General features: G+C 67.1%; 22 protein-coding genes and 1 pseudogene. 7 read left to right on the top strand and 16 right to left on the bottom strand.

Annotated features, from left to right (window positions below):
- Positions 1–30: 30 nt before the first annotated feature.
- Positions 31–543 (bottom strand): NUDIX hydrolase, encoded by a 513-nt coding sequence (locus BMY06_RS03620; RefSeq protein WP_074981554.1) that lies wholly within the window; start codon positions 541–543, stop codon positions 31–33.
- A gap of 350 nt (positions 544–893) precedes the next feature.
- Between BMY06_RS03620 and BMY06_RS03625 the strand changes: the two genes are divergently transcribed.
- Genes BMY06_RS03625 through BMY06_RS03635 form a run of 3 tightly spaced genes read left to right on the top strand, consistent with a single transcriptional unit; the run spans position 894 to position 3,839 of the window.
- Positions 894–2,045, top strand: coding sequence for a Re/Si-specific NAD(P)(+) transhydrogenase subunit alpha (locus BMY06_RS03625; RefSeq protein ID WP_074981556.1), 1,152 nt, complete (start codon positions 894–896; stop codon positions 2,043–2,045).
- A 13-nt stretch (positions 2,046–2,058) separates the two neighbouring features.
- Positions 2,059–2,385, top strand: coding sequence for an NAD(P) transhydrogenase subunit alpha part 2 (locus BMY06_RS03630; RefSeq protein ID WP_065065111.1), 327 nt, complete (start codon positions 2,059–2,061; stop codon positions 2,383–2,385).
- Positions 2,385–3,839, top strand: a complete 1,455-nt coding sequence (locus BMY06_RS03635; protein ID WP_065065110.1) for an NAD(P)(+) transhydrogenase (Re/Si-specific) subunit beta — start codon at positions 2,385–2,387, stop codon at positions 3,837–3,839. Before BMY06_RS03630 ends, BMY06_RS03635 begins: the two co-directional genes overlap by 1 nt.
- A gap of 117 nt (positions 3,840–3,956) precedes the next feature.
- On the opposite strand, the gene BMY06_RS03640 is transcribed toward BMY06_RS03635, so the two are convergent.
- Together BMY06_RS03640 and BMY06_RS03645 are read right to left on the bottom strand one after the other, a co-directional pair.
- Positions 3,957–4,643 (bottom strand): helix-turn-helix transcriptional regulator, encoded by a 687-nt coding sequence (locus tag BMY06_RS03640; protein ID WP_065065109.1) that lies wholly within the window; start codon positions 4,641–4,643, stop codon positions 3,957–3,959.
- A gap of 197 nt (positions 4,644–4,840) precedes the next feature.
- The gene (locus BMY06_RS03645; protein WP_065065108.1) at positions 4,841–5,233 is read right to left on the bottom strand and encodes a VOC family protein; all 393 of its coding nucleotides are present in this window, start codon (positions 5,231–5,233) and stop codon (positions 4,841–4,843) included.
- A 322-nt stretch (positions 5,234–5,555) separates the two neighbouring features.
- Here BMY06_RS03645 and BMY06_RS03650 point away from each other — a divergent pair, with 322 nt between their 5' ends.
- On the top strand, positions 5,556–6,350 hold the full coding sequence (locus BMY06_RS03650) for a glycosyltransferase family 2 protein (protein ID WP_074981558.1): 795 nt from the start codon (positions 5,556–5,558) through the stop codon (positions 6,348–6,350).
- Positions 6,351–6,431: 81 nt separating this feature from the next.
- Here BMY06_RS03650 and BMY06_RS03655 read toward each other — a convergent pair whose 3' ends face one another.
- The 8 genes and pseudogenes from BMY06_RS03655 to BMY06_RS39880 all read right to left on the bottom strand — a co-directional run.
- Positions 6,432–7,757, bottom strand: coding sequence for a THUMP domain-containing class I SAM-dependent RNA methyltransferase (locus BMY06_RS03655; RefSeq protein WP_065065106.1), 1,326 nt, complete (start codon positions 7,755–7,757; stop codon positions 6,432–6,434).
- A gap of 162 nt (positions 7,758–7,919) precedes the next feature.
- Positions 7,920–8,228: a HigA family addiction module antitoxin gene (locus BMY06_RS03660; protein ID WP_065065105.1), complete on the bottom strand. Its 309-nt coding sequence runs from the start codon at positions 8,226–8,228 to the stop codon at positions 7,920–7,922.
- A gap of 23 nt (positions 8,229–8,251) precedes the next feature.
- Positions 8,252–8,530: a type II toxin-antitoxin system RelE/ParE family toxin gene (locus tag BMY06_RS03665; protein ID WP_074981560.1), complete on the bottom strand. Its 279-nt coding sequence runs from the start codon at positions 8,528–8,530 to the stop codon at positions 8,252–8,254.
- 228 nt (positions 8,531–8,758) lie between these two features.
- On the bottom strand, positions 8,759–10,945 hold the full coding sequence (locus tag BMY06_RS03670) for a site-specific recombinase (RefSeq protein WP_074981562.1): 2,187 nt from the start codon (positions 10,943–10,945) through the stop codon (positions 8,759–8,761).
- A 165-nt stretch (positions 10,946–11,110) separates the two neighbouring features.
- Entirely contained in the window at positions 11,111–11,869 is a 759-nt protein-coding gene (locus BMY06_RS03675; protein WP_074981564.1) for a PqiC family protein, read from the bottom strand.
- The gene (locus tag BMY06_RS03680; RefSeq protein ID WP_074981565.1) at positions 11,866–13,518 is read right to left on the bottom strand and encodes a PqiB family protein; all 1,653 of its coding nucleotides are present in this window, start codon (positions 13,516–13,518) and stop codon (positions 11,866–11,868) included. Before BMY06_RS03680 ends, BMY06_RS03675 begins: the two co-directional genes overlap by 4 nt.
- On the bottom strand, positions 13,511–14,176 hold the full coding sequence (locus BMY06_RS03685) for a paraquat-inducible protein A (protein WP_065065100.1): 666 nt from the start codon (positions 14,174–14,176) through the stop codon (positions 13,511–13,513). Before BMY06_RS03685 ends, BMY06_RS03680 begins: the two co-directional genes overlap by 8 nt.
- 311 nt (positions 14,177–14,487) lie before the next feature.
- A pseudogene (locus BMY06_RS39880) lies at positions 14,488–15,099 on the bottom strand (paraquat-inducible protein A); the annotation flags it as partial.
- Between the two features lie 672 nt (positions 15,100–15,771).
- Here BMY06_RS39880 and BMY06_RS03695 point away from each other — a divergent pair.
- Together BMY06_RS03695 and BMY06_RS03700 are read left to right on the top strand one after the other, a co-directional pair.
- Entirely contained in the window at positions 15,772–16,308 is a 537-nt protein-coding gene (locus BMY06_RS03695) for a YceI family protein (RefSeq protein ID WP_065065178.1), read from the top strand.
- 132 nt (positions 16,309–16,440) lie between these two features.
- Positions 16,441–17,010, top strand: coding sequence for a YceI family protein (locus BMY06_RS03700; RefSeq protein WP_074981752.1), 570 nt, complete (start codon positions 16,441–16,443; stop codon positions 17,008–17,010).
- A gap of 103 nt (positions 17,011–17,113) precedes the next feature.
- Here BMY06_RS03700 and secF read toward each other — a convergent pair whose 3' ends face one another.
- The 5 genes from secF to queA form a co-directional block, all read right to left on the bottom strand.
- Positions 17,114–18,064 carry a protein translocase subunit SecF gene (gene secF / locus BMY06_RS03705; RefSeq protein ID WP_065065099.1) on the bottom strand — a complete coding sequence of 317 codons (951 nt, stop codon included), beginning with the start codon at positions 18,062–18,064 and terminating at the stop codon, positions 17,114–17,116.
- A 15-nt stretch (positions 18,065–18,079) separates the two neighbouring features.
- Positions 18,080–20,134 (bottom strand): protein translocase subunit SecD, encoded by a 2,055-nt coding sequence (secD, locus tag BMY06_RS03710; RefSeq protein WP_065065098.1) that lies wholly within the window; start codon positions 20,132–20,134, stop codon positions 18,080–18,082.
- Between the two features lie 186 nt (positions 20,135–20,320).
- Positions 20,321–20,650, bottom strand: coding sequence for a preprotein translocase subunit YajC (gene yajC, locus BMY06_RS03715; protein ID WP_065065097.1), 330 nt, complete (start codon positions 20,648–20,650; stop codon positions 20,321–20,323).
- Between the two features lie 337 nt (positions 20,651–20,987).
- Positions 20,988–22,187 carry a tRNA guanosine(34) transglycosylase Tgt gene (gene tgt / locus BMY06_RS03720; protein WP_074981567.1) on the bottom strand — a complete coding sequence of 400 codons (1,200 nt, stop codon included), beginning with the start codon at positions 22,185–22,187 and terminating at the stop codon, positions 20,988–20,990.
- Between the two features lie 112 nt (positions 22,188–22,299).
- Positions 22,300–23,361: a tRNA preQ1(34) S-adenosylmethionine ribosyltransferase-isomerase QueA gene (gene queA / locus BMY06_RS03725; RefSeq protein ID WP_065065095.1), complete on the bottom strand. Its 1,062-nt coding sequence runs from the start codon at positions 23,359–23,361 to the stop codon at positions 22,300–22,302.
- Positions 23,362–23,678: 317 nt separating this feature from the next.
- Between queA and recG the strand changes: the two genes are divergently transcribed.
- Complete coding sequence (recG, locus tag BMY06_RS03730; RefSeq protein ID WP_074981569.1) at positions 23,679–25,976, top strand: ATP-dependent DNA helicase RecG; 2,298 nt, start codon at positions 23,679–23,681, stop codon at positions 25,974–25,976.
- The last annotated feature ends 74 nt before the right edge of the window (positions 25,977–26,050 follow it).

A 26,050-nucleotide genomic window follows, 5' to 3' on the forward strand; every position in this document is an offset into this window, starting at 1 on the left:
CTGCTGCCTTGTTGCGCCGGATCGCGGCGCTTAGCCTTTGGGTCCCACGGTGCCTGCCGTGCCGCTCGCCTTCGGCCCGACCGCGTGCGTCTGCACGAAATCGAGCGGCGCGCGCTTGCCCGCGAGGTAATCGTCGACGCATTGCATCACGAGCGGCGTGCGATGGCGCTCGCTCGCGGCGCGCAGCTCGTCGACGCTCATCCACAACGTGCGGACGATGTCCGGATCGAGCGCGCGATCTTCCGGTTCGGCCGCGACGTTGCCGCAATACGTGAAGCGCAGATAGGTCGTGCCGGACTCGCCCGGCTTGCCGAAGTGCGTCATGTACATGCCGACGAGCGCCTCGGGCGCGAATGCGTAGGCGGTTTCCTCGAGCGTTTCGCGTACGACGGCTTCGTGCAGCGTCTCGCCGGCCTCCAGATGGCCGGCGGGCTGGTTCAGGCGCAGGCCGTTCGCCGTGTGCTCCTCGACGAGCAGAAAACGCCCGTCGCGCTCGACGACGGCGGCCACGGTAACGTGGGGTGCCCAGGTTTCATCGTTCATGGGCCGCTATTTTACCGGGACGCGCCAAACGCTGCCCGGGGCCGGATCGTCGGCGCGACGCGCGGACGGCGATGCCTGGGATGCCTTGCCAATCTGCCGGGCGGCTCGCCAGGCGCGCCGCCAACCGTCCGGTCGGACGACATGCCGCGTTGTAGGCGATGCAAAAAAAGGGGATAAATCCCGCTTCAAAGGCCGCGCCCCTTTCGGTTAAAGTGGTGCGTCGTTTGCCGTTGCCTTGCCCGTTTGAGAATGTCGAGAACGTTGCAATAAGAGCCGGCGCGCCTCGTCGGCCTTACTCCGCTCGATTCGAGCCAGATCAGAAAGAGAAGCAGGCCGAGGAGGAAACAACGATGCATATCGGAGTGCCCGCAGAAACCCGGGCGAACGAAAGCCGTGTGGCCGCGACGCCCGAGACCGTCAAGAAATACGTCGCGCAGGGCCATACGGTCACCATCCAGGCAGGCGCCGGTGTCGGCGCGAGCTTTCCGGACGAAACCTATACGGCCGTCGGCGCGCAGATCGCCGACGCGGCTGCCGCATTCGGCGCCGATCTCGTGCTCAAGGTCCAGTCGCCGAGCGTCAGCGAACTGGCCTTCATGAAGCGCGGCGCGGTGCTGGCCGGCATGCTCGATCCCTTTAATGCGGACAATGCGCAACGGCTCGCCGATGCGGGCCTGACCGCGTTCGCGCTCGAAGCCGCGCCGCGCACCACGCGCGCGCAAAGCCTCGACGTGCTGTCGTCGCAGGCCAATATCGCCGGCTACAAGGCGGTGCTGGTGGCGTCGAACCTGTATCCGCGCTTCATGCCCATGCTGATGACCGCCGCCGGCACCGTGAAGGCCGCGCGCGTGCTGATTCTCGGCGCGGGCGTGGCGGGCCTGCAGGCGATCGCCACGGCGCGGCGGCTGGGCGCGGTGATCGAGGCGTCGGACGTGCGTCCGGCGGTGAAGGAGCAGATCGAATCGCTCGGCGCGAAATTCCTCGACGTGCCCTACGAAACCGACGAGGAGCGCGACGCCGCGCAAGGCGTGGGCGGCTACGCGCGGCCGATGCCGCCGTCGTGGCTCGCGCGCCAGGCGGCGCTGGTGCATGAGCGCGCGCGTCAGGCCGATATCGTCATTTCGACCGCGCTGATTCCGGGCCGCGACGCGCCCACGCTGCTGCCGTCGGAAACCGTGCAGGCGATGAAGCCGGGTTCGGTCGTGATCGACCTCGCGGCCGGCCGCGGACCGATCGCCGACGCGGCCGCCGGGCGGCGCGGCGGCAATTGCCCGCTGACCGTCGCGGACCAGGTGGTGACGGCGCACGGCGTGCAGATCTGCGGCTACACGAATCTCGCGTCGATGGTGGCCGCCGACGCCTCGGCGCTCTACGCGCGCAATCTGCTCGACTTCCTCAAGCTGATCGTCACGAAGGAAGGCACGCTCAACATCGACCTCGCGGACGACATCGTCGCGGCCACGCTGCTGGCTCGCGACGGCGCCGTCACGCGCAAGGCATGACGAGGAGACCGAGATGGAACTCATCAACCATACCGTCATCAATCTGATCATCTTCGTGCTGGCCGTGTACGTGGGCTATCACGTGGTCTGGAACGTCACGCCCGCGCTGCACACGCCGCTCATGGCCGTGACCAATGCGATCTCCGCGATCGTGATCGTGGGCGCGATGCTCGCCACCGGCCTGACCGTGGGCTTCGCGGGCAAGTTCTTCGGCACGCTGGCCGTGCTGCTCGCGGCCGTGAACGTGTTCGGCGGCTTTCTGGTCACGCGGCGCATGCTGGAGATGTTCCGCAAGAAAGAGCCGAAGAAGCTCCCGGCGGCCGGCAAGGAGGGCGCGTGATGAGCATGAACGTCGTTACGCTGCTTTATCTGGTGGCGTCGGTCTGCTTCATTCAGGCGCTCAAGGGGCTGTCGAATCCGCGCAGCGCGCGCGCCGGCAATCTGTTCGGCATGGTCGGCATGGCCATCGCGATCCTCACGACGATTGCGCTGATCGTCAAGGAATCCGCGCAATTCGGCTCGAATCTCGGGCTGGGCCTCGGGCTGCTGTTCGCGGCGCTGATCGTCGGCGGCGGGCTGGGCGCGTTCGTGGCCGCGCGCGTCGAAATGACGAAGATGCCCGAACTCGTCGCGGCCATGCACTCGCTGATCGGTCTCGCGGCGGTGTGCATCGCGTATGCGGTGGTGTCGGAGCCGGCGGCCTTCGGACTCGTCGCGGAAGACGCGCCGTATCCGGGCTTCCTTCCGTACGGCAACCGCATCGAACTGTTTATCGGCACCTTCGTGGGCGCGATTACGTTCAGCGGCTCGGTGATCGCCTTCGGCAAGCTCTCGGGCAAGTACAAGTTCCGGCTGTTTCAGGGCGCGCCCGTGGTGTATCCGGGCCAGCATCTGATCAACCTGATGCTCGCGCTCGGCATGATCGGCTTCGGCATTCTGTTCTTCGTCACGCAGTCGTGGCTGCCGTTCATCATCATGACGCTGATCGCGTTCGCGCTGGGCGTGCTCATCATCATTCCGATCGGCGGCGCGGACATGCCCGTGGTGGTCTCGATGCTCAACTCGTACTCGGGCTGGGCGGCGGCGGGCATCGGCTTCTCGTTGAACAACGCGATGCTGATCATCGCCGGTTCGCTGGTGGGTTCGTCGGGCGCGATCCTCTCGTACATCATGTGCCACGCGATGAACCGCTCGTTCTTCAACGTGCTGCTCGGCGGCTTCGGCGCGGAAGCGGGCGCGGCGGCAGTGGGCGGCGCGCAGGAGCAGCGTCCGGTGAAGTCGGGTTCCGCCGACGACGCCGCGTTCATGCTCGGCAACGCCGAAAGCGTGGTGATCGTGCCGGGTTACGGCCTCGCCGTGGCGCGCGCGCAGCATGCGCTCAAGGAACTCACCGACAAGCTCGTCGAAAAAGGCGTGGACGTGCGTTACGCGATTCACCCGGTCGCGGGCCGCATGCCGGGCCATATGAACGTGCTGCTCGCCGAAGCCGAAGTGCCCTACGACATGGTGTTCGAGATGGAGGACATCAACAACGAGTTCGGCCAGACCGATGTGGTGCTGGTGCTCGGCGCAAACGACGTGGTGAATCCGGCCGCCAAGAACGATCCGAAGTCGCCGATCGCGGGCATGCCGATCATCGAGGCGTACAAGGCGCGCACGATCATCGTCAACAAGCGGTCGATGGCGGCCGGTTACGCGGGGCTCGACAACGAACTCTTCTACATGGATAAAACCATGATGGTGTTCGGCGACGCGAAGAAGGTGATCGAGGATATGGTGAAGGCAGTGGAGTAAGCGCTGCGTTCATCGGCGGCCTGGCCGGTGGACCATGCAGAAGAAAAAGCGCGCAGCGATGCGCGCTTTTTTATTGGCGCGGTGCTTCACGCACATTCATCGTGCAAGAGGAAAGCCTCAGCGCGACGGCGCATTCACGTGCCGCAGATAATCGGCGAGCCGGCGTCCACTCACGTCGGGAAACGGTTCGAGCACTTCCACGCTTTCCATGCGCTCGATGTTGAAGTTGCGAAAGCCCTCGCGCATTTCGCACCACGCGCCGACCGTCCACTGCGCGCCCCAATAGACCAGCCCGAGCGGCCAGACGCGCCGCAGCGTCTGCGCGCCGATGCGGTCGCAATACGCGAAGCGCACGACGAGCCGCGAATCGACGGCGCGGTGCAGCGCATCCACTTTGTCCGAATACGCGCGATCGACGTGATACGACGGCGCGAACACGGCGATGCGTTCGAGCACCGCGCGTTTTTCGGCGGGCATGGCGGCGGCGATCTTCGCGAGCGCGCCGCGCGCGCCGGTGCCGAGCGCCGCGCCGCCCCACGACTCGGCCATGCGCGCGCCGACGGCGAGCGCGGTGAGTTCGTCGGCGGTGAAGGTCAGCGGCGGCAGGCTGGCGGTGCGCGCGAGCCGGTAGCCGATGCCCGCTTCGCCTTCGATCGGCACGCCCGACAGTTGCAGGTCGCGCACGTCGCGATAGACGGTGCGCGGCGAGACTTCGAGCCATTCGGCAAGCTGCTGCGCCGTGGTGAGACGGCGTCCGCGCAGCAGTTCGGCGATGCGGAAAAGACGGTCGGCGCGGCGGGTCATGGCGGTCGGGCGCGGGAGACTCGATGGGCGGGAACGGCGCGGTGTGCGGCTTGGGCGGCGGCGCGGGGCGTCCGCATAAATTGCGTTGTGCGGATTGCGTTGCGCAGATGATAGCGCCGCGCGCGCACCGCGCCTTGCCGCGTGCCGTCGCTAATGCGCTGCTGACACGCCGCCGATACGCCGCCGCTGCGCCGCGTTCAGCCCAGCTTGGCCGCGTGCAGCCCGACGCGATTGCCTTCCGTATCGATGAAAAAGCCGATGTAGCCGTAATTGTTCGGCAGTTCCAGCGCCGGGCCTTCCTTGCGGCCGCCCGCCTTTTCGACGCGATCGAGCACGGCCGTGACCGACGGCTGCGCGTTCAGATACACGAGCACGCCCTTGGTGTCGGGGCGGGCGTCGCGCGGATTGAACACGATGCAGCCGCCGGTTTCGTTGTCGGTATGCGCGAACAGGGCCATCGGCACGCCGCCCATGACTTCGCGCTGCAAGGACGTATCGAAGGCGGTTTCGTAGAACCGGGCGGCGCGCTCCAGATCGTGCGCGGGGATTTCGAACCAGGAAATGACGCGGGTGGCTTCAACGGTCGACATGATGCGCTCCTCGAATGAGCAGGTTGGACGAGATGGATGAAAACTGGCAGCAGATGACGGCACGTGGCGCACGCCGCGTGTGCCGCGCGCGCTGCGTTTTGTGCCGAGTTTCGCCGGGCGTGGTGGTGTTCGGACGGCGTGGAGAGGAGTGTGCGGCCCGCCTGCTGACAGCGTCCTGTCAGTAGGCTGCGCTCAACGTCTTTATCTTCGCGCGACGCGTTTTCGAGTTTTTCTGAGAGAGGCGCGGACGCGACTCTGCTGTAATCGTTTCCATCTCCTCCTTCATCCGCGGCCGCTTGCCGCCGCGCTCACCGCATCGCTCATGTCTCCAAACGTTTCCATCATCACGCCCACGGCGAACCGCGCCGCGTTTTTGCCCGCCATCGCGCGCTGCGTGGCGCGCCAGCAGGCCGACTGGGAGTGGCTCGTGCTCGACGACAGCCCCGAGCCGAACGCGTTCATGCGCGATCTCGCGCAGCGCGACGCCCGCGTGCGCTACCTCTGGTCGAGCGAGCCGATGACGATCGGCGCCAAGCGCAACCGGCTCGTGAGCGAGGCGCGCGGCGAACTGATCGCCCATTTCGATGACGACGACCACTACGCCTCGCACTATCTCGCGGATATGACCGCGTTGCTGCGCCAGAACGACGCCGCGCTGATCAAGCTCTCGACGTTCTGGATGTACGCGCCGCACACGCGTTTTCTCGGCTACATGGATCTGAACGCGCGCGTCGGGCTGCACTATGTGCTGAAGGGGCAGGAGGTGAGCACGGTGACGTTCCACGAGAAGATGCAGATCGGCGCGGACTTCATCCTCTTTTACGGTTTCGCCTACGTGTATCGCAAGTCGCTGTTCGAGATCGCGCGCTTCGACGATGTGAATCTCGGCGAGGACGAAAGCTTTATCCGGCGTGTGGTGAGCGCGGGCAAGAACGTGCTCGCCGCCGAGGATGCGCGCGGGAGTTGCTTGCATCTGATCCATCCGGCTTCGACGTCGCGCTGTTTTTCGCGCCACAGCTTGCCGGACTTCCTGCTGCCGAAGCTTTTTCCGGAGTACGAAGGGTATCCGCTGCCGGTCGATGCTGGCGGAGCGAAAGTGGGGCCGTCGCGTGTGTGAGCGCGAGGTGTGCGGAGTGAAGTCGTGGTTACCGGCGCGGCGGGGAGCCGCGCCGGTCGAGGCGCAGTTTAGTCGCGCGATTTAGTCGCGCGAGTCGGCGGGCTGGCTGCCCGCGTCGGCGTTACCCGCCGCCGGGCGCTGACGCACGCTGCCTGCGATCAGGTCGAAGCGGAACAGACGGCATTCGAGCGCGCCGTTGAACAGCGGCGTCTTGGCCGATTCGCGCAGGCGCAACTGGCCCGGCAGCTTGCGGTCCGAGGTCAGGATGAACGCGCGCCAGCCCGTGAAGCGCTGCTTGAGCGCGTCGCCGAGCGCCTGGAAGAACTCGGCGTCGGGCGCGTCGGTGTGGGCGCGTCGGAAGGCGTCCGGTGCATCGTAGTCGTCTTCGTTACGCGGATTGCGCTCGCGCAGCTCGCCGCGCGCGTTGCGCCCGCGCACCTCGATACGCTCGCCGTACGGCGGATTCGCCACCAGAATGCCTTCGCCCTCGGCGGGCGGCGTCATGTTGCGGGCGTCGAGCTGCTTGAGCGGCACCTTGCCGAGCCCGGCGCGCGCGAAGTTGGCGCGCGCCTTGTCGAGCATCACGTCCGAAATGTCGCTGCCGAAGATCCGCAGATCCTGCGCGCGGCTCAGCGCCGTATTGCGCGCCGTGTTGGCCTCGCTCTTGAGGTGACGCCAGGCGGCCGAATCGGCCTGCTTGAGGCGTTCGAAGCCGAAGCTGCGCTCCAGACCCGGCGCGATGTCGAGGCCGACTTGCCACGCTTCCGCGAGGAAGGTGCCGGAGCCGCACATCGGATCGTAGAGCGGCTGCTCGGGCGTCCAGCCCGTCAGGCGCAGGATGCCGGCCGCGAGATTCTCGCGCAGCGGCGCCGCGCCCTTGTCGAGACGCCAGCCGCGCTTGAACAGCGGCTCGCCGGACGTGTCGAGATAGAGCGTGCACTCGGTGGCGGTCAGGAAAGCGAAGATGCGCACGTCGGGATAAGCGGTATCGACGCTCGGACGCGAACCGGCCTTGTCGCGCATGCGGTCGCAGATCGCGTCCTTCACGCGCAGCGTGGCGAATTCGAGGCTGCGCAGCGGCGACTTGATCGCGGTGATGTCGATGCGGATCGTCTCGTTCGGCGAGAACCACTTTTCCCACTGTTGCTCGCGGGCGAGCGCGTAGATGTCCTGCTCGCCGCGATACGGACGCTGGGCGATCTTGAGGAGCACGCGGCTCGCGATGCGCGAATGCAGGTTCGCGGCCATGCCGCCGGCCCAGTTGCCGCGGAAATGTACGCCGCCGGGCACTTCGGCGCCGACCTGGAGCGCGCCGGGCGGCAGGCGCCGTTGCGCGGTTTCCGCGAGTTCGGCGGCGAGCGCGGCTTCGAGGCCACGCGGGCAGGGGGCGAAGAAATCGAAAGACATGAGAAAAGAGAGGTGACGCTGCGGGGGAAGGCGCTATTGTACGCGGGTTGTGGGGGCGGGCCGGAGCGCGTGTCCGCCAGGGCGCCGGAAGTCGGGCGCTTGCTGCCCGCATGGGCATGCAAAGGCGCGCGCCAGAGGGCGTGGGACCGCGTCAGGCGGCCCTCAGCGCGCCGCCACGACGGCTTGCGCGGCCGCGCGCGCAAGCGGCCGGATGCGCGGCCGCGGCTGCCGGCGCGCTTGCCAGAGATCCCACTGCGTCTGCAGCCCGAGCCAGTGTTCGGGCGTGGTGCCGAGCCACGCCGACAGCCGCAGCGCGAGATTCGCCGTCATGCCCGCCTTGCCGTTGAGCAGGTTCGACAGCGTGACGCGGTTGATATGCAGATCGTGCGCCGCCTGGGTCACGGTGATCTCCGGCGGAATCCATTCGCGCAGGACTTCGCCGGGATGTGGCGGATTGTGCATTCTGCTCATACGTGTGCCCTTAGGGGTAATCCTCAGTGGTAATCCTGATAGTCGACGAGGATGGCGTCGGCGCCTTCGAACAGGAAAGTGAGACGCCAGTTGCCGTTGACCCACACCGCCCAATGCCCGGCGAGACTGCCTTGCAGCGCGTGCAGGCGCCACGGCGGCGCGTTCATGTCCTGCGGCCCGCGCGCCTGATCCAGCGCGCCGAGCAGCAGGCGCAGACGCGACGCGTGGTGCGCCTGGATGCCCGCCTTGCTGCCTTCCAGAAAAAACGATGCAAGACCTTTGTGCCGAAAGGTTCGAATCATGAGGACTGTAGCCCAGGTGACTACACGCGGCAACGGCCTCCGGTGGCGTGCCGCGACGTAGATCAAACGTGAGGAACGCCTCGCAGACGGAAAAATGCATGCACACAAAGTGCAAACTGCGTGCGAGGCGGATGCGTCCCTCAGCGTCGCGCCGGCGCGGTGAGGACGCGATGGCCGGCGTCAACCTGGGCGGTAACGTTGGCCGAACGGCAGATCAAAACGCGCGTTTCACTCGTTGTCTTCACGCAACTGGCCGCGGCGCATCGGCCACACCAGGTCGGCAGGATGCCGCGTCACGCGCCGCCAGAACGCGCGCATGAGCGGGCGCACATCCTTGCGCGCGAGGTCGCGCGAGCGCAGCGCCATCTGCAAGGCGAGCGCGAAGCTCACCGTCACGTTGAGCACCGCCATGCTCGCGACGCCCGCCACGGCCCACCACAGCTCGCCGCTCTTGAGCGTCGCCGGGCCGAGCACGCCCATCGCCACGCCGATCGAACCGGCCGAGAGCGTGACGTGGCGCACCTCGAAGTGAAACGCGACCGCCGAGACGATCGCCGGCACGAGGCCGAGCATCATGCCGAGCACGAGATTGCCCCACACGCCCGCCGCGTTCAGGCGGCAAAAACGCGCGAGCCGCGCAGCGCCCGAGGTGCCGAGCGTCATGCGCAGACGGCGGTTCCACGCCAGCGCGTCCTCGACGCGATGGAGCACGAACCAGTTGTCGGCCCAACCGGCGAACAGGCTCGACGCCCACAGCAGCACGCCCGTGAGCGCGGCGTAGAACGGCGTCGGGCCGATCAGCGAGAAGGATTGCAGCGTTGCGTGCGCCTTGGCGGGCGAGATCAGATCGGCGTGAAACAGCCAGCCGCACACGAGCTGGATCGCGAGGCAGGCCGGAAACACGAGCAGCACGTTGCCGAGCACGGCCGCCGCCTGGGTGCGGATCAGCGCCACCACCGACGAGACGAAGCGCACGCGTCCCGGCGCTTCGTTCGCGCCGTCGAGTTCGCGCGCGAGCGTGGGCGCGGTCATCGCGGGCTGCTTGGTCGCGAGCGAGAAGTGGCAGAAGTGCATCACGAGGAAGCTCAGCGCGTAGTTGATGCCCGCGAACAGCCCTTCGATCATCGACGGCAGATGCGCGCCCGTGATGCCGAATTTCACGTACACCGTCACCGCCGTGACGAGGCCGCCGCCCGCCGCCATGCGCAACATCGTCAGATATTCGGCGCGGTCGCGTGCGATGTAGTGCTCGCCGGTGTCGGCGGACAGCTCGACGACCTTGCGCGAGAGCAGCGCGAAATTGCTGCGCACGAGGTGCGAGACGCTCTGGCTCGCCTGGTTCGCCCAGACGAGATCGGCGGCGAGGCGCGCCTGCGTGCGGGCGTCGTCGCTGGACATCCAGGCGTCGAGCAGATGCTCGGCGCGCACGATGCGCATGCGCATGCGTTCGACCTGGAACACGGTGTCGACGCGCACGCCGTGTCGGTAGAGATGGGCGAAGACGTCGTCGGTGGCTTTGCGGCATTCGTCGAGCAGCAGGCGCAGCCACGTCACTTCCTGGCGCAGCCGCGCGGCGTCGCCCGAGTCGCGCGCGTTTTCGACGGCGAGCATCGCGCGCGTGAGGCGGAAGAACGGCAGCTTTTCGACGGCGACGTGCGATTCGTCGCGCGACAGACGGCTGCGCACGGTCGGCGAGAGGCCCGTCGAGCTGATCTGGCAACTGAGATTGTGCAGCGCGGTCAGCAGGTCGAGCGTGAACTCGGTGCCTTGCGGGGCGCGGCTGGCGCGGATGTCGTCGGGCGACGCGGATGCGGTTTGCGCAAGCGCTTGCGGCTCGGCGATCAGCGCGCGCAGGCGTGCGAGCACGTCGGGCGGCAGCGTCGCGATCCACTCGGGATCGTGCGTGGCGGGGAACATCAGCGTGACGAGCGCGGCCAGATCGCGGCGGTTCGGTGCGGGCGGTATCAGTTGCGCCTGGACGCGGCCGACCAGCGCGCCGAACAGGCCCGAGTGAACCGGCATGCCGCCGTCGCACAGCAGCGAGATGCTGTCGCTTTCCCGCAGCAGCTTGCGCACGATGGCGCCGACGTTCGCCTTCCAGCCAGGATTGCGGTCGAGCACGTGCAGCAGGTAGCGCAGGCGCGCGTGTTCGGGCGGCGGCGGGGCGTCGGCGTCGGCGTCGGACTCGGCTGCGTTGGCTGAGTCGGCGAACGTGTCAGGCGCGGACGGCACCACCCGGCCGGCGCCGTCGAGCTTGCCGCGCCGGTGGATCCAGTGGGCGAGTTCGATCAGCCAGTCGCTGCGTTCGGCGTAGGGCGCGTCGGCGTCGGCGGTGGCGAGCAGGGCGTCGAGCTGCTGGCCGGCGCTGCGCGAGGCGCGCCATTTTTTCCAGAGCGTGGGGAAGGAGCGAAACATAGGCAAACGGTCAAAGCGACAAGGCAACGCGACATTATCGCGGGCGGCGTGCGTTTGACCGTTTGAGATGGGCCGGCGCGGCATGAGCGCGGCGCCGACTGGCGAGACGCGGGTGGGAGCGCGCGCCGCGCTCCGTCGAGGAAGCGGCGCGCGATGAGCGAGCCTTTACCCCCCCGATCCCGCCGATTCAGCGACCGGCGCGACTTGCGGGCAGGCGATGCTGACGGGCTTCGTTTTGACGACGGCGGCCTTGGCGCCGCCTTTCGACACCGCCGCCGCCACCGCTGCCGCGGCGCCCGTCACCCGCGGCGTGGCCGCGAGCGCGCGCACGCCGCTCGAAATGGCCTGCGAGAGCGATGCGACGGCGCGCCGGTGGCCGACCACGAGCGCGTCGTAGCCGTCGCCGACCGGTTCGTTGAGCACGCTGCGGCAAGTCATGACGGTCTGGGAGTCGAGCGAGCGCACGCTCCAGACCGCGTCGATCAGCGCATGCGAGCCCGGCCACGATTCGAAGCGCTGCACGTTCACGCTCACGCGATAGACCGGCACGCCTTCGGGATGCGGCGAGCCGTACACGTCGATCGTGTTCAACTGCTGCGTGAGGTCGCCCGACAGCGCGCGGCGGATCTCGTCGCCGGGCATCGACGCCCAGCGTTCCTGTTCGAGCACGCGCACCTGGGTGGCGTCGGTCTGCACCACGAACTGCGCCTTCGCGACCTGCGGCGGCACGTCGACGGGCGCGAGTTCGATCAGCCACGCCGGATTGCCGTTCGTCGCGGCGGCGGGCTGGGTCCGCGCCGCGTCGTCGGTCGGACTCAGCGTGTAGAAGTGGCTGCTGGGCGAGGCGCAGCCCGCCAGCGCCGTCAGCGCGGCGAGGGCAGCAAGGGCGGCAAGGCGCCGGAGCGGGCGCCGGCGATACGTCATGGCTTGTCTCCTGATTTGCCGCGCAGCAGCGATTCGGGATGGCGCTCGAGGTAATCCGAGAGCGCGTTGAGCGATTGCAGCGTGCGCGTCAGTTCCTGCAGCGCCTGATGCACGTCCGATTGCAGCGGCGAATCCTGCTGCAAGGTGGACTGGGCGGCGCTGAAGGTCTTCTGCGCCTCGTCCAGCGTGCCGCGCATCTGCGGCAGAAGCTGGTCGTTGACCTGACCGAACAGCTGGTTCGCGCTCTTGAGCGATTCGTTCAGGTTGTTGCCGATCTTGTCGAACGGAATCTGATCGAGCTTCTTGGCGATGTCGGCCACCTGAAGCTGCAGCTCTTCGAGCGAGTTCGGCACCGTCGGCAGCTCCATCGGGTCGCGGTCGAGATCCGCCTTGGCCGGACCGGCCTTCGGGAAGATGTCGAGCGCGATGTAGAGCTGGCCGGTGATCAGGTTGCCGGTGCGCAACTGGCCGCGCAGGCCGCGCGAGACGAGCCGCTTGATCAGTTCGTGGCTCTGCGGCGTATGCGGCGCGGGCGCTTCGCCGCGCGTGCGGCGCGACAGACGCAGCGGATACAGATCCATCGTCACCGGCATGGTGAAGTTGTGCTCCTTGGGATCGTATTCGATGCCGATATCGGTCACCTGGCCGAGCACGATGCCGCGGAAGTCCACGGTCGCGCCCACGGCGAGGCCGCGCAGCGACTGGTTGAAGTACATGACCACGCGCACCGGCGCGCCGTCCGGCTCGCGCATCGCTTCGCTTTCGTCGGAGGCGAGCGTGAAGGTCGCGGCGTCGGGCGCCTGCGGACCCATCGCCTGACCCGGCGGCGCCTGGAAGGCGAGACCGCCCGTCACGACCGTCGCGAGCGACTGCGTGTTGACCTTGAAGCCGCTCGAATCGAGCTGCACGTTTACGCCGCTCGCATGCCACCAGCGCGTATTGGTGCCGACGTACTGGTCGTACGGCGCGCTGACGAACACCTGCACGGTCACGCCCGTGCCGTCCTTGTCGAGCGAATAGCCCGTGACCTGGCCGACCTGGATGCGGCGATAGAAGATCGGCGTGCCGATATCGAGCGAGCCGAGGTTTTCGCTGTGCAGCGTGTAGCGGTGGCCTTTTTCGTCGATGGTGACGGCGGGCGGCGTTTCCAGTCCGGTGAAGTCGCTGGCGGTTTCTTCCGAACGGCCCGCGTCGGCGCCGATGTACGAGCCCGAGAGCAGCGTGCCGAGGCCCGAGACGCCGCTCGCGCCCACGCGCGGACGCACCACCCAGAAGCGGCTGTCCTTCTTGGCGAAGTCTTCGGCATCCTTGGTGAGTTCGACGGTCACGAGCACGCGCGAGAGGTTCGGCGAGAGCTTGATGGCGCGCACCGAACCGATATCGACGTCCTTGTACTTGACCTTGGTCTTGCCGGGTTCGAGGCCTTCGGCGCTCATGAAGCTGATGGTGATGGTGGGCCCGCGGGTGGCCACCGACTTCACCACGAGCGCCACGCCGATCAGCGCCGCGATGAGCGGCACGATCCAGACGAGCGAGGGCAGCCAGCGCCGGGGTTTGACGATGTCCGGTTCGGGCAGGTCGGGCGGCAAGCCGCCGCCGCCGGAACCCGCCCCGCCGGGGACCGGGGTCGGTCCTTTCGGACTATTCATGTGGGTGATCCTGAGAGTGTTGCGTGGGTTGTTGCTTGTCTTCGTCCACCGGATCCCAGATGAGGCGCGGATCGAACTGCATCGACGCGATCATCGTCAGGATCACGACCGAGCCGAACGCGATGGCGCCAGGGCCCGCCGTGATCACCGCAAGTGACTGGAAGCGTACCAGCGCCACGGTCAGGGTGACAACGAAGACGTCCAGCATCGACCAGCGGCCGATGAATTCGACCAGCCGGTAGAGTTTGGTGCGCTCGGCGGGACGCCACGTGGAGCGGCGCTGCGAGGTGAAGCAGAGCAGCCCGAGCACCGACAGCTTGAGCATGGGCACCAGAATACTGGCGATGAACACGATTACGGCGAGCGGCGCGTCGCCCGAGGTCCAGAAGTAGACGACGCCGCTCATGATGGTGTCGTCCTCGTCGCCGACGAGCGAGGCCGTGTGCATGACCGGCAGGATGTTGGCCGGAATGTAGAGCAACGCGGCGGCGATCAGCAGCGCCCAGGTGCGCATCAGGCTGTCCGGGTGGCGCGTGTGCAGCGGCGAGTGGCAGCGCAGGCAGCGCGGATGCGCGATGCCGCGCTGCAACGGCTGGACGTGGCCGCAGGCGTGGCAGGAGATCAGGCCGGCGTCGGCGGCGGTGAGGTATTTTTTCATCGCGAACCCTCGGGACGGGCGGGCGGGGTGTCGGGTGGCGCGTCTTGCCCGGCGTCGCGCGCGGTGCCGCGAATTTCCGGATCGGCGAGCGCGTCGGATCCGGCGACGTGCGCGAGCACCGAGGGCACGCCCGGATCGAGCAGCCCGCGCGGGTCGATGTCGTGGCCGTCGGCCGTGTGCGGGGTGGCGGGCGTGTCCAGCCCGTCGTTGCCGCCGTGGCCGCCGTTCCCTCCGTTACCGCCAGGCAGGCCCGGACCGCCGTTCGCGCCGCCCTCTGCCGCCGGACCCGAGCGGCCGCGGCGCGCGGCGAGCGCGCTTTCGCGCAGGGCGTCGGCGATATCCCAGAGCGTGCGCGAATCGAACGTCACGACCACGGTGAACATCAGCGTGAGCGCGCCGAACGCGAATAGCGCCGTCTCCGGAATCACGCGCGCGAGGCTGACCATCTTCACGATCGTGATCAGCACGCCGAGCATGAACACTTCGAGCATGCCCCAGGGCCGCACGAACTGGATCGCGCGCAGCACGAGATCGAAGCCGGGCGGGATGAAGCCGCGCCGGATCGGCAGCAGCACGTAGAGCAGCGCCACCATTTCGGTGAGCGGGAAAAGGATGGTTGCGCAAAAGACCATCACCGCGACGATCTGCATGTCCTCGTTCCACAGCACCACGAGCGCGCCGAACAGGCTCGATTCCGTGGTGATGCCGTTGGCGTCGAGTTCGATGATCGGAAACGACTGCGCGATGATGAAGGTGAGCAGCGCGGCGATCGTGATCGCGCAGATGCGGTCGAGCTGCGACGAGGCGCTGTGATAGAGCGTGGCGCCGCAGCGCGTGCAGCGCGCGGTTTCACGCCCGAGCAGGCGAGGTTTGCGGTAGAGCGCGTCGCATTCGTGACACGCGATCAGTTTTTCCTGGGCCATGCGGGCAGGTGGCGCAAAACGACGTGAACGGGACATGCAGCGCGGGCCGAACGGCAGCATGGCAACGCGACACGCGCGGCGCGCCTGGCCATGTTACCAAAGGGCACCTGACGCGCGCGTTTGCTTGCGCGGCGTGCGCGGGTAGCGTCTGGACAGCGGGCAACAGCACGTAGGCGGCCTTTCGGCGCGAGCATCGGCAAGCTGTAGCAATTTGCGGGCCGGGCCCTTGCGGCCATTCCGGCGACCCGCTCGACCGCCCCGGCGATCCGGGCTGCATGACGGGCGAGGAGTGTGCCACGTTTGCGCCGCCGATGCGCGCGAGCCAGCATGGCCGCGCATGCCGGCTGCGCGGCGCCGGGCGATGCCACGCCGGGCGCGAGTGCGCGGCTAGCCGCGCTATTCTCTATCCGCAGATGTTTGCAGTCACGCGCATAGGCTATCTTTGCAGCTGAGAGGCCGATTCGACGGCCCTCCCTCCTCGGGGCTCGCGCGGGCGGCGGGCGTCGTTGTCGGAGGAGACCGGCGCCCGCATCGGGGAAGATCATGGAAGGATTGTCCGGGCTGGCGCGTTTAGTCAGCGGGAGGCGGCGACGGGGCCCGCTGGCGGGCAGGGCGAGGGCGGTTCGGGTGCCGGTCGCGCCGGTCGCGCGGTGGGGCACGGTGCTGATTGGCATGGTCTGCACGCTATTGACGGCGCTCGTGCCCGGCGGCGCGGCGTTCGCGCAGATCGACGCCGACAGGAGCACACTCGTGGCGATCTCGCGGCAGATGAACGTGCCGGTCGAAGGGCGCTTCATGAAGTTCGACGCGCAGATCGCCTTCGATCCGGCGAAGCCCGCGGGCGGCACGGCGCGCATCACCGTCGATACCGGCAGCTACGACCTCGGCAGCCCGACGTACAACGATTCGGTGCGCGGTCCCGAGTGGTTCGACGCGAAGGCGTATCCGCAGGCCACTTTTGTGTCCACGTCGATCACCTCGACCGGGCCGAACCAGTACAGCGTGAGCGGCAACCTGACCATCAAGGGCCGCACGCAGCCCGTGACGGCGCCCGTCGTGCTCACGCAGCAGGGCGGCACGCAGACGTTCGACGGCACCTTGCCGATCCACCGTCTGGCGTTCGGCATCGGCACGGGCCAGTGGAAGGACACGTCGACCGTCGCGGACGAAGTGCTGATCAAGTTTCATATCGTCGTCGCGCACCGGTAGGGGGCAACGCACGCGGCGGCGCGTTTCTTTTCCATGACGTTGCCGACTCAGGAGACGCACTTGAACAAGAACGCCTTGCACAACGCAAAGTACGCCGCGAAGTATGTAGCGAAGCACGCCACTAAGCACGCCTTGCCGAAAGCGGCCGCCGCCGCCGCGCTGGTCCTCACCGCCTCGCTCGCGCACGCCGCCGACGTGTATCAGCTCGATCCGAACCACACCTACCCGAGTTTCGAGTCCGACCACTTCGGCGGCCTCTCGGTGTGGCGCGGCAAGTTCACGAAGACCACGGGCACGGTCACGCTCGACCGCGCGGGCAAGACCGGCACGGTCGACGTGACGATCGACCCGGCTTCGGTGCAGACGGGCAACACGGAACTCGACAAGCATCTGCGCGGCGAGGAGTTCTTCGACGTCGCGAAATATCCCACCGCCACCTACAAGGGCACGCAGATCGTGTTCGACGGCGACACGCCCAAGGAAGTGATCGGCACGCTCACGCTGCACGGCGTGACGAAGCCGCTCAAGCTCGAGATCGAATCGTTCAAGTGCATGCAGCACCCGATGCTCAAGCGCGAAGTGTGCGGCGTGGAAGCCGAAGCCGAGTTCGACCGCGACGCGTTCGGCATGGACATGGGCAAGAAATACGGCTTCAAGATGGCGACGAAGCTGCACATCCAGGCCGAAGGCATCAAGCAGTAAGCGCTGCGCTTTACGCTGCACGCGCGCAAAAAGAAAAGCCCCGCGAGATTCGCGGGGCTTTTTTTGTCCGTCTGCGTTCGAGGGAACGCGGCGCAGGTGTGACTTAAACCTGCGCGCCGGCGTTCGGATCGTTCGGATCGAACTTGTCCTTCTTTTCCTTGATGAGGTCCTCGCGCTTCACGCCGAGCCACATCGAAAGCGAAGCGGCCACGAACACCGACGAGTAGATACCGAACAGAATACCCACCGTCAGCGCCAGCGCGAAGTAATGCAGCGTCGGACCGCCGAAGAAGAACATCGACAGCACCATCATTTCCGTACAGCCGTGGGTGATGATGGTTCGCGACATCGTGCTCGTGATCGCGTGGTTGATGACCTGCACCACGCTCATCTTGCGTTCGCGGCGGAAGGTCTCGCGAATCCGGTCGAAGATAACGACCGATTCGTTGACCGAATAACCGAGCACCGCCAGCACCGCCGCGAGCACCGAGAGCGAGAACTCCCACTGGAAGAACGCGAAGAAGCCGAGAATGATCACCACGTCGTGCAGGTTGGCGATCACGCCGGCCACGGCGTATTTCCACTCGAAGCGGAACGACAGATAGATGATGATGCCGACGACCACGCACGCGAGCGCGAGCAGGCCGTCGGTGGCGAGTTCCTTGCCCACCTGCGGACCGACGAACTCCACGCGCTGCAGCAGCACTTGCGGATTATCGGCCTTGAGCGTGTTCATCACCTGGTCGCTTTGCTGCGCCGAGGAGAGGCCCTGCTTGATCGGCAGGCGGATGAGCACGTCGCGCGAGGTGCCGAAGTTCTGCACCTGGGCGTCGCCGTAACCGATCTTGCCGAGCGAGTCACGCACCGGTTCGAGCGGCACCGCCTGCGGGTACTGCACTTCGATGACCGTGCCGCCCGTGAATTCGATCGACAGATGCAGGCCGCGGTGGAACAGGAAGAACACCGCCGCGATGAACGTAATGAAGGAGATCGCGTTGAAGATCAACGCGTGCTTCATGAACGGGATGTCTTTGCGGATGCGGAAAAATTCCATTTTCTAGTCTCCGTATCAGCGGGACGAGCCGGTGTTGTCCGGGCCGCTCGCATTGCGGCGGCGCACGGTGGGCTTGCCGCGTGCGGCGCCCTTCGCGCCGGCCTTGGCCGATTCGCGCTTGGCTGCGCTGGCGGTGTTGCTGGCGAGCGCACGGCCCGTGTCGGTGTCGGTGTCCGCGTCGGAGAGTGCGGGCGCGCCCGCCGCTTCCGGTTCCGGACGCCACACCTGACCGACGGCCAGCGACTTGAGCTTCTTCTTGCCGCCGTACCAGAGATTCACGAGACCGCGCGAGAAGAACACGGCCGAGAACATCGAGGTCAGGATGCCGATACAGTGCACGATCGCGAAGCCGCGCACCGGGCCCGAGCCGAACGCGAGCAGCGCGAGACCGGCGATCAGCGTGGTGACGTTCGAGTCGAGAATCGTCGCCCAGGCGTGCGCGTAGCCGTTCTGGATGGCCAGTTGCGGCGGCGCGCCGTTGCGCAGTTCTTCACGCACGCGCTCGTTGATCAGCACGTTCGCGTCGATCGCCATACCGAGCGCGAGCGCGATAGCGGCAATGCCCGGCAGCGTGAGCGTGGCCTGCATCATCGAGAGCACGGCCACCAGCAGCAGCAGGTTCACCGACAGGCCGATCATGGAGATCATGCCGAACAGCATGTAGTACGCGATCATGAACACGGCGATCGCGGCGAAGCCGTAGACCACCGAGTCGAAGCCCTTGCGGATGTTGTCCGCGCCAAGGCTCGGACCGACCGTGCGTTCTTCGATGATGTCCATCGGCGCCGCGAGCGAACCGGCGCGCAGCAGCAGCGCGAGGTCGGCGGCGGCTTGCGGCGTGGGCTGGCCCGTGATCTGGAAGCGGTCGCCCAGTTCCGACTGGATCGTGGCCACCGTCAGCACTTCGCCCTTGCCCTTTTCGAACAGCACCATCGCCATCGGCTTGCCGATGTTGTCGCGCGAGACGCTGCGCACCGCGCGGCCGCCCGCCGAGTCGAGACGGATGTTGACCGACGGACGCTGATGCTCGTCGAAGCCCGCCGACGCGTCGATGATGCGGTCGCCCGTGAAGATCACGGCCTTGCGCAGCAGCACCGGCGCGGCGTTGCCTTGCGTGAACAGCTCGTCGCCCGGCGGCACGGGGTCGCCCGGATTCGGATGCAGACCGTTCGGGTCGGCGAGGCGCGCTTCGAGCGTCGCCGTGCGGCCGATGATGTCCTTCGCCTTCGCGGTGTCCTGCACGCCCGGCAGTTCGACCACGATGCGGTCGTCGCCTTGCTGCTGGATCACGGGCTCGGACACGCCCAGTTCGTTCACGCGGTTATGCAGCGTCTGGATGTTCTGCTTGAGCGCGGCGTCCTGCACGGCCTTCTTGACCGCCGGCGTGAAGGTGCCGACGAGCTGCACGCCGCCTTCCGGCGCGTTCTGCGTGGCCCACACGAGTTCGCTGATGCCGCCGGTGCCCGACAGCAGCTTGCTCGCCTGGTCGGCGACGGCCGGATCGGCGAAATTGATCACGACGCTCTGGCCGACGCGGTTCACGCCGCCGTCGCGGATATTCTTGTCGCGCAGAAGCGTGCGGGCGTCCGAAGCGTCGGAGTCGAGCTTCTTGTTGAGCGCGCCGTTCATGTCGACCTGGAGCAGGAAGTGCACGCCGCCGCGCAGGTCCAGACCGAGGTACATCGGCAGCGCGTGCAGCGCCGTCAGCCAGCGCGGCGAGGCGCTCTGCAGGTTCAGCGCGACGATGTACTGCGGATCGCTCGGGTCGGCGTTCAGCGCCTTGTTCAGCGCGTCCTTGAGGCGCAGCTGGGTGTCGGTGTCGGCCACGCGCACGCGAATGTTCGCGTTCATCGACGAGTTGTCGAAGGTGACGTCGTCGGCCTTGATGTTGGCCGCCGCCACTGCGGCTTCGACCTGCGCGAGCGTGCCGGAGTCGAGCTTCACGGTGGCTTTACCGCTCGACACCTGGACCGCGGGCGCTTCGCCGAAGAAATTGGGCAATGTGTACACGAGGCCGATGACTAGCGCCACCAGCATCACGACATATTTCCAGAGGGGATAACGGTTCATTGGTTGGCCCAACGGGGGAGGGGGATGGCCATCTCGATGCGAGCGCGTCCGGCAAGGCCCGCTTGCCGCCCCGCGCGAGGCGCTTCAGCGCGCCTCAGGGTGATGCAGGGGGCCGGGCCGGACGCACCAGACCGCGGACTCAGCCACGGCCTGAAGTGATCGACGGGGTGATCGATCGTCTGGCGCTTACAGCGACTTGATCGTGCCCTTCGGCAGGATGGTCGTAACCGACGACTTTTGCACGGTGACTTCCGTGCCGTCGGAGATTTCGACGCCCACATAGGCTTCGCTGACTTTGGTGACCTTGCCGACGATACCGCCGCTGATGATGACTTCGTCGCCCTTGGCCATGGCGGCGAGCATGTTGCGGTGTTCCTTCTGGCGCTTCATCTGCGGACGGATCATGATGAAGTACAGCACGGCGAACATCAGAATCAGCGGCAGGAAGCTCATCAGGCTGGATTCTGCGCCGCCGGCTGCGGAGCCTTGGGCGAAGGCATTGGAAATGAACGACACGTTGGTCTCTCCGTTTATACGATCACTACGATCAAAGGTACGATCAAAAAGCGAGCCGATTATTCTACCACCGGCTTAATACGCGACGACGACGCCAAATGGGCTTTCCGATCAAGCTGTTAACACCTGGTTGCCCCGCTGCGCGAAGCATGGGTTGCGCGGGTGCGACCGGTGCAGGGCGGCCCGAACGGCGATTTGCCCGCCTGGGCGGCGCTGTCGCGAAAGGTAATTGTAAAGTCTGACGGCACTCGCCGTCGCGCGCGATCGGAAACCTTCGAAAGCGCGCGCCGGCGCTGCGATCGGGACCCGATCGGGGCTCGATCAGAGTCGATCAGACTCAGTCCACCCCGCGCGCGCGGTTTTCGGCGAAACGCTGACGGAAGGCCTCGAAGGTCTTCGTCTCGATCGCCGTGCGCATCTCGCTCATCAGTTCCAGGTAGTAATGCAGGTTGTGGATCGTGTTGAGCTGCGCGCCGAGAATCTCGCCCACGCGGTGCAGGTGATGCAGATAACCGCGCGTGAAGTGGCGGCAGGTGTAGCAGCCGCACTGCTCGTCGAGCGGACGCAGCGAGTTCTTGTGCGTGGCGTTGCGGATCTTGATGTCGCCGAAACGCGTGAAGATCCAGCCGTTGCGCGCGTTGCGGGTCGGCATCACGCAGTCGAACATGTCGACGCCCGCGGCCACGCCCGCCACCAGATCTTCCGGCGTGCCTACGCCCATCAGGTAGTGCGGCTTGTCGGCGGGCAGCTTCGGCGCGATGTGCTGGAGCACGCGCATCATGTCTTCCTTCGGCTCGCCCACCGAGAGCCCGCCGATCGCGTAGCCGTGGAACGGCATCTGCGACAGACCGGCGAGCGATTCGTCGCGCAGATCCTCGAACATGCCGCCCTGCACGATGCCGAACAGCGCGTTCGGGTTGCCGAGGCGGTTGAACTCGTCGATCGAGCGCTGCGCCCAGCGCATCGACATGCGCATGGAGTCGGCGGCTTCCTTGTGCGTGGTCGGCACGCCGTTGGTCGCGTAAGGCGTGCATTCGTCGAACTGCATGACGATGTCCGAGTTCAGCACCTTCTGGATCTGCATCGACACTTCGGGCGAGAGGAACAGCTTGTCGCCGTTCACGGGCGAGGCGAAGCGCACGCCGTCTTCGGAAATCTTGCGCAGGTCGCCGAGCGAGAACACCTGGAAGCCGCCCGAATCGGTGAGGATCGGCCGGTTCCAGCCCATGAAGCGGTGCAGGCCGCCGTGCGCTTCGATGGTTTCCAGACCCGGACGCAGCCAGAGGTGGAAGGTGTTGCCGAGGATGATCTGCGCCTTCATTTCCTCCAGCTCGCGCGGCTGGGTCGCCTTGACGGTGCCGTAGGTGCCCACGGGCATGAAGATCGGCGTTTCGACCACGCCGTGATTGAGCGTGACGCGGCCGCGGCGCGCGAGGCCGTCGGTGCCGAGCAGTTCGAATTTCAGGCCGTTTTGCGGGCGTTCGCCCAGATAGGCGCCGTGTTCGGCGCGTGCGTTGCTTTGCTGACCGTCGGTCATGCGTTTGACTCCTGTGCAACCGGAAAACAGTCCGGCGCGGATGGTGATGCGCCGCCGCGCGACGTTTGACGCGCGCGGCGGCGGGGAACGGTGGCGGCTTTAATGCCTGGCTTTATGCCTTGAGCGCGTCTGCGGTGCGCGTGAGCAGCATGGCGTCGCCGTAGCTGAAGAAGCGATAACGCTCGGCGATGGCGTGACGATACGCCGCACGAATCGTTTCGATGCCCGCGAACGCGGACACCAGCATCAGCAGCGTCGATTTCGGCAGGTGGAAGTTCGTCACGAGCCGGTCCACCACGCGGAACTGATAGCCCGGCGTGATGAAGATGTCGGTTTCGGCCTGGGTGGCCGCGAGCGGGCGGCCTTCGCGCTCGGCGTCGCGCGCGGCGGCTTCGAGCGCGCGCATCGAGGTCGTGCCCACGGCGATCACGCGGCCACCGCGCGCGCGCGTGGCGGCGATCTTGTCGACGAGCGATTGCGGCAGTTGATACCACTCGCTGTGCATCGTGTGATCGGCGATGTTTTCCACGCGCACCGGCTGGAACGTGCCCGCGCCGACGTGCAGCGTGAGCGTTGCGCGCTCCACGCCCTGGGCGTCGAGCTTCGCGAACAGCGCGTCGTCGAAGTGCAGGCCCGCCGTGGGCGCGGCCACCGCGCCCGGATTCTGCGCGAACACGGTCTGGTAGCGGGTTTCGTCGCCGGCGTCGGCGTCGTGCGTGATGTACGGCGGCAGCGGCAGACGGCCGAACTGCTCGATCAGCGTGAGGCAGTCGTCGGGGAAGTGCAGCGTGTAGAACGGCTCGACGCGCTCGCCCACCGTCACGTCGAAGGCGTCGGCCAGACGCAGCGTGGTGCCGGGCGCCGGGCTCTTGCTCGCGCGGATCTGCGCGAGCGCCGTGCGCGCGCCGGTCAGGCGCTCGACGAGCACCTCGATCTTGCCGCCGCTGGCCTTCTGGCCGAAGAAACGCGCCTTCAGCACCTTGGTATCGTTGAACACCAGCAGATCGCCGGGCGCGATGCACGCGGGCAGATCCGCGACGGTGCGGTCGGTCAGCCGGGCGGGCTGGACGGAATTGTCCACTTCCAGAAGGCGGCTCGCGCTGCGCTCGGGCAGGGCGATCTGCGCGATCAGTGCTTCGGGAAGATCGAAATCGAAATCGGAAAGCTTGAACATGCGGCCTGATGAAACGGAAATGCGCCAAACGGCACTACGCCGACGGTGCGGCGCGCGGCGGTGAAAAGCGGTTGTTGCGGCGGTCTGTGCCGCGCCCGGAGTGCGCCGGGAACACGTTCGGAACGCACCTGGAACGTACCCGGAACTCGCCCGGGCGGCCCGCTCGCGCCCCAAAAAAGCGCCCGGACTGTCTGCCCGCGCGCCCTGAAACGCTATGATTGCGGGGGTACGCACGACGAGGCGGCCTGCACGGCAGGCAGTCGCGCCGATGCGCCGCGCCTGACCGGAAAGCCGATATTGTACTTGCGAAGCCGCCCATGCCCTCGTCCGTTAGTCGAATGATGTCCGAAGCCGATCCCGCGAGCGTCCCGCACGACGACCCGCGTGCGGACGCGCGCGACGAAACGGCGGACGCGCCCGCGCCGCGCAAGCGCGCGGCCGCGAAGAAAAGCGCCGCGAAACCGGCGGAAGACGACGCGAAAGCGAAGGCGAAGGAAAGCGCGAAAGAAAGCGCAAAAGAGAAGGACAAACCCAAGCTCGCCAAAACCGCCGACAAGCTCGCCAAACTCGGCCTGCGCAGCGACATCGACCTCGTGCTGCATCTGCCCATGCGCTACGAGGACGAAACCACGCTCACGCCCATCGGCGAGCTGCTGCCCGGCGGCGTCTCGCAGACCGAAGGCGTGGTGTTCGACAACGAAGTCGCGTATCGGCCGCGCCGCCAGCTCGTCGTCAAACTGCGCGACCACAACGGCGACGAACTGCATCTGCGCTTCCTGAACTTCTACGGCTCGCAGGTCACGCAGATGGCCGTCGGCAAGCGCCTGCGCGTGCGCGGCGACGTGCGCGGCGGCTTCTTCGGCATGGAGATGGTGCATCCGGCCGTGAAGGTCGTGGAAGGCGACGCGCCGCTGCCGCAGGCGCTCACGCCGGTCTATCCGTCGACGGCGGGCGTGAGCCAGGCGTATCTGCGCAAGGCCATCGACAACGCGCTGTCGCGCGCGCATCTGCCCGAACTGCTGCCGGAATCCGTCGCGCGCGAGTTCATGGCGCCGCTCGATCTGCCCGGCCTGATGGACGCGGTGCGCACGCTGCACCATCCGCCCATCAACGCCGACGAGCACGCGCTGATCGACGGCACGCACCCCGCCTGGACGCGCATCAAGTTCGACGAACTGCTCGCGCAGCAGCTCTCGCTCAAGCGCGCGCACGAGGAGCGCCGCACGCGCGCCGCGCCCGCCATGCCGCGCCACGTCGCGGGCCGCAAGAGCGAGACCACGCTGCTCGCGCGTCTGCGCGAACAACTGCCGTTTACGCTGACGAACGCGCAGGAACGCGTGGTGGGCGAAATCGCGCACGATCTCGAACAGCCGCATCCGATGCAGCGCCTGCTGCAAGGCGACGTGGGCGCGGGCAAGACCGTGGTCGCGGCGCTCGCGGCGGCTCAGGCCATCGACGCCGGTTATCAGGCCGCGCTCATGGCGCCCACTGAAATCCTCGCGGAGCAGCACGCGCGCAAGCTGCGCGGCTGGCTCGAACCGCTCGGCGTGCAGGTGGCGTGGCTCTCGGGCAGCCTCAAGGCGAAGGAAAAGCGCGCCGCGCTCGAAGCCGCCGCGCTCGGCACCGCGCAGCTCGTGATCGGCACGCACGCGATCATTCAGGACGCCGTGGAATTCGCGCGCCTCGGTCTCGTGATCGTCGACGAACAGCATCGCTTCGGCGTGGAGCAGCGCCTTGCCTTGCGCGCGAAGGCGCAGAACGCGAAGTCGCCGGACGACGCGAAACGCGAGTTCCAGCCGCATCAGTTGATGATGACCGCGACGCCGATCCCGCGCACGCTGGCGATGACCTATTACGCCGACCTCGACGTGTCGACCATCGACGAACTGCCGCCTGGCCGCACGCCGATTCTGACCAAGCTCGTCTCCGACGCGCGCCGCGAGGAAGTGATCGCGCGCGTGCGCGCGGCGGCGCTCACGGGGCGTCAGGTGTACTGGGTGTGTCCGCTGATCGAGGAAAGCGAAACGCTGCAGTTGCAGACGGCGGTGGAGACCTATGAAACGCTCGTGGCCGCGCTGCCCGAACTGACCGTCGGGCTCGTGCACGGGCGCCTCGCGTCGGCGGACAAGGCGGCCGTGATGGACGGCTTCTCGCGCAACGAAGTGCAGTTGCTGGTGGCGACGACGGTGATCGAAGTGGGCGTGGACGTGCCCAATGCGTCGCTGATGGTGATCGAGCACGCCGAGCGCTTCGGTCTCGCCCAGCTTCACCAGTTGCGCGGGCGGGTGGGGCGCGGCACGGCGGCGTCGGTCTGCGTGCTGCTTTACACCGGGCCGCTGTCGCCCACGGGCCGCGCGCGTCTGCAAACCATGCGCGAAACCACCGACGGTTTCGAGATCGCGCGCCGCGACCTCGAAATTCGCGGCCCCGGCGAGTTTCTCGGCGCGCGCCAGTCGGGCGCGGCCATGCTGCGCTTCGCCAATCTCGAAACCGACACCTGGCTGATCGACCCGGCCCGCGACGCGGCCGAACGCCTGCTGCACGAGTATCCGCACGTGGTCACGCAGCATCTGAACCGCTGGCTGGGTGCGCGCGAGCAGTATCTGAAGGCGTAAACAGATCATTTCTCATGCTGACGGCACGCGCGCGGAACCTGCGCGCGTTCTCGCCGTCTGACCCTGTTCGTGAT

The organism is Paraburkholderia tropica (assembly GCF_900109265.1).
GTDB lineage: Bacteria > Pseudomonadota > Gammaproteobacteria > Burkholderiales > Burkholderiaceae > Paraburkholderia > Paraburkholderia tropica.

What these genes read in the sequence shown, in the direction of transcription:
- BMY06_RS03620 (WP_074981554.1), bottom strand. Translation starts at nt 543, where the DNA reads ATGAACGATGAAACCTGGGCACCCCACGTTACCGTGGCCGCCGTCGTC.
- BMY06_RS03625 (WP_074981556.1), top strand. Translation starts at nt 894, where the DNA reads ATGCATATCGGAGTGCCCGCAGAAACCCGGGCGAACGAAAGCCGTGTG.
- BMY06_RS03630 (WP_065065111.1), top strand. Translation starts at nt 2,059, where the DNA reads ATGGAACTCATCAACCATACCGTCATCAATCTGATCATCTTCGTGCTG.
- BMY06_RS03635 (WP_065065110.1), top strand. Translation starts at nt 2,385, where the DNA reads ATGAGCATGAACGTCGTTACGCTGCTTTATCTGGTGGCGTCGGTCTGC.
- BMY06_RS03640 (WP_065065109.1), bottom strand. Translation starts at nt 4,643, where the DNA reads ATGACCCGCCGCGCCGACCGTCTTTTCCGCATCGCCGAACTGCTGCGC.
- BMY06_RS03645 (WP_065065108.1), bottom strand. Translation starts at nt 5,233, where the DNA reads ATGTCGACCGTTGAAGCCACCCGCGTCATTTCCTGGTTCGAAATCCCC.
- BMY06_RS03650 (WP_074981558.1), top strand. Translation starts at nt 5,556, where the DNA reads ATGTCTCCAAACGTTTCCATCATCACGCCCACGGCGAACCGCGCCGCG.
- BMY06_RS03655 (WP_065065106.1), bottom strand. Translation starts at nt 7,757, where the DNA reads ATGTCTTTCGATTTCTTCGCCCCCTGCCCGCGTGGCCTCGAAGCCGCG.
- BMY06_RS03660 (WP_065065105.1), bottom strand. Translation starts at nt 8,228, where the DNA reads ATGAGCAGAATGCACAATCCGCCACATCCCGGCGAAGTCCTGCGCGAA.
- BMY06_RS03665 (WP_074981560.1), bottom strand. Translation starts at nt 8,530, where the DNA reads ATGATTCGAACCTTTCGGCACAAAGGTCTTGCATCGTTTTTTCTGGAA.
- BMY06_RS03670 (WP_074981562.1), bottom strand. Translation starts at nt 10,945, where the DNA reads ATGTTTCGCTCCTTCCCCACGCTCTGGAAAAAATGGCGCGCCTCGCGC.
- BMY06_RS03675 (WP_074981564.1), bottom strand. Translation starts at nt 11,869, where the DNA reads ATGACGTATCGCCGGCGCCCGCTCCGGCGCCTTGCCGCCCTTGCTGCC.
- BMY06_RS03680 (WP_074981565.1), bottom strand. Translation starts at nt 13,518, where the DNA reads ATGAATAGTCCGAAAGGACCGACCCCGGTCCCCGGCGGGGCGGGTTCC.
- BMY06_RS03685 (WP_065065100.1), bottom strand. Translation starts at nt 14,176, where the DNA reads ATGAAAAAATACCTCACCGCCGCCGACGCCGGCCTGATCTCCTGCCAC.
- BMY06_RS03695 (WP_065065178.1), top strand. Translation starts at nt 15,772, where the DNA reads ATGGTCTGCACGCTATTGACGGCGCTCGTGCCCGGCGGCGCGGCGTTC.
- secF (WP_065065099.1), bottom strand. Translation starts at nt 18,064, where the DNA reads ATGGAATTTTTCCGCATCCGCAAAGACATCCCGTTCATGAAGCACGCG.
- secD (WP_065065098.1), bottom strand. Translation starts at nt 20,134, where the DNA reads ATGAACCGTTATCCCCTCTGGAAATATGTCGTGATGCTGGTGGCGCTA.
- tgt (WP_074981567.1), bottom strand. Translation starts at nt 22,187, where the DNA reads ATGACCGACGGTCAGCAAAGCAACGCACGCGCCGAACACGGCGCCTAT.
- queA (WP_065065095.1), bottom strand. Translation starts at nt 23,361, where the DNA reads ATGTTCAAGCTTTCCGATTTCGATTTCGATCTTCCCGAAGCACTGATC.
- recG (WP_074981569.1), top strand. Translation starts at nt 23,679, where the DNA reads ATGCCCTCGTCCGTTAGTCGAATGATGTCCGAAGCCGATCCCGCGAGC.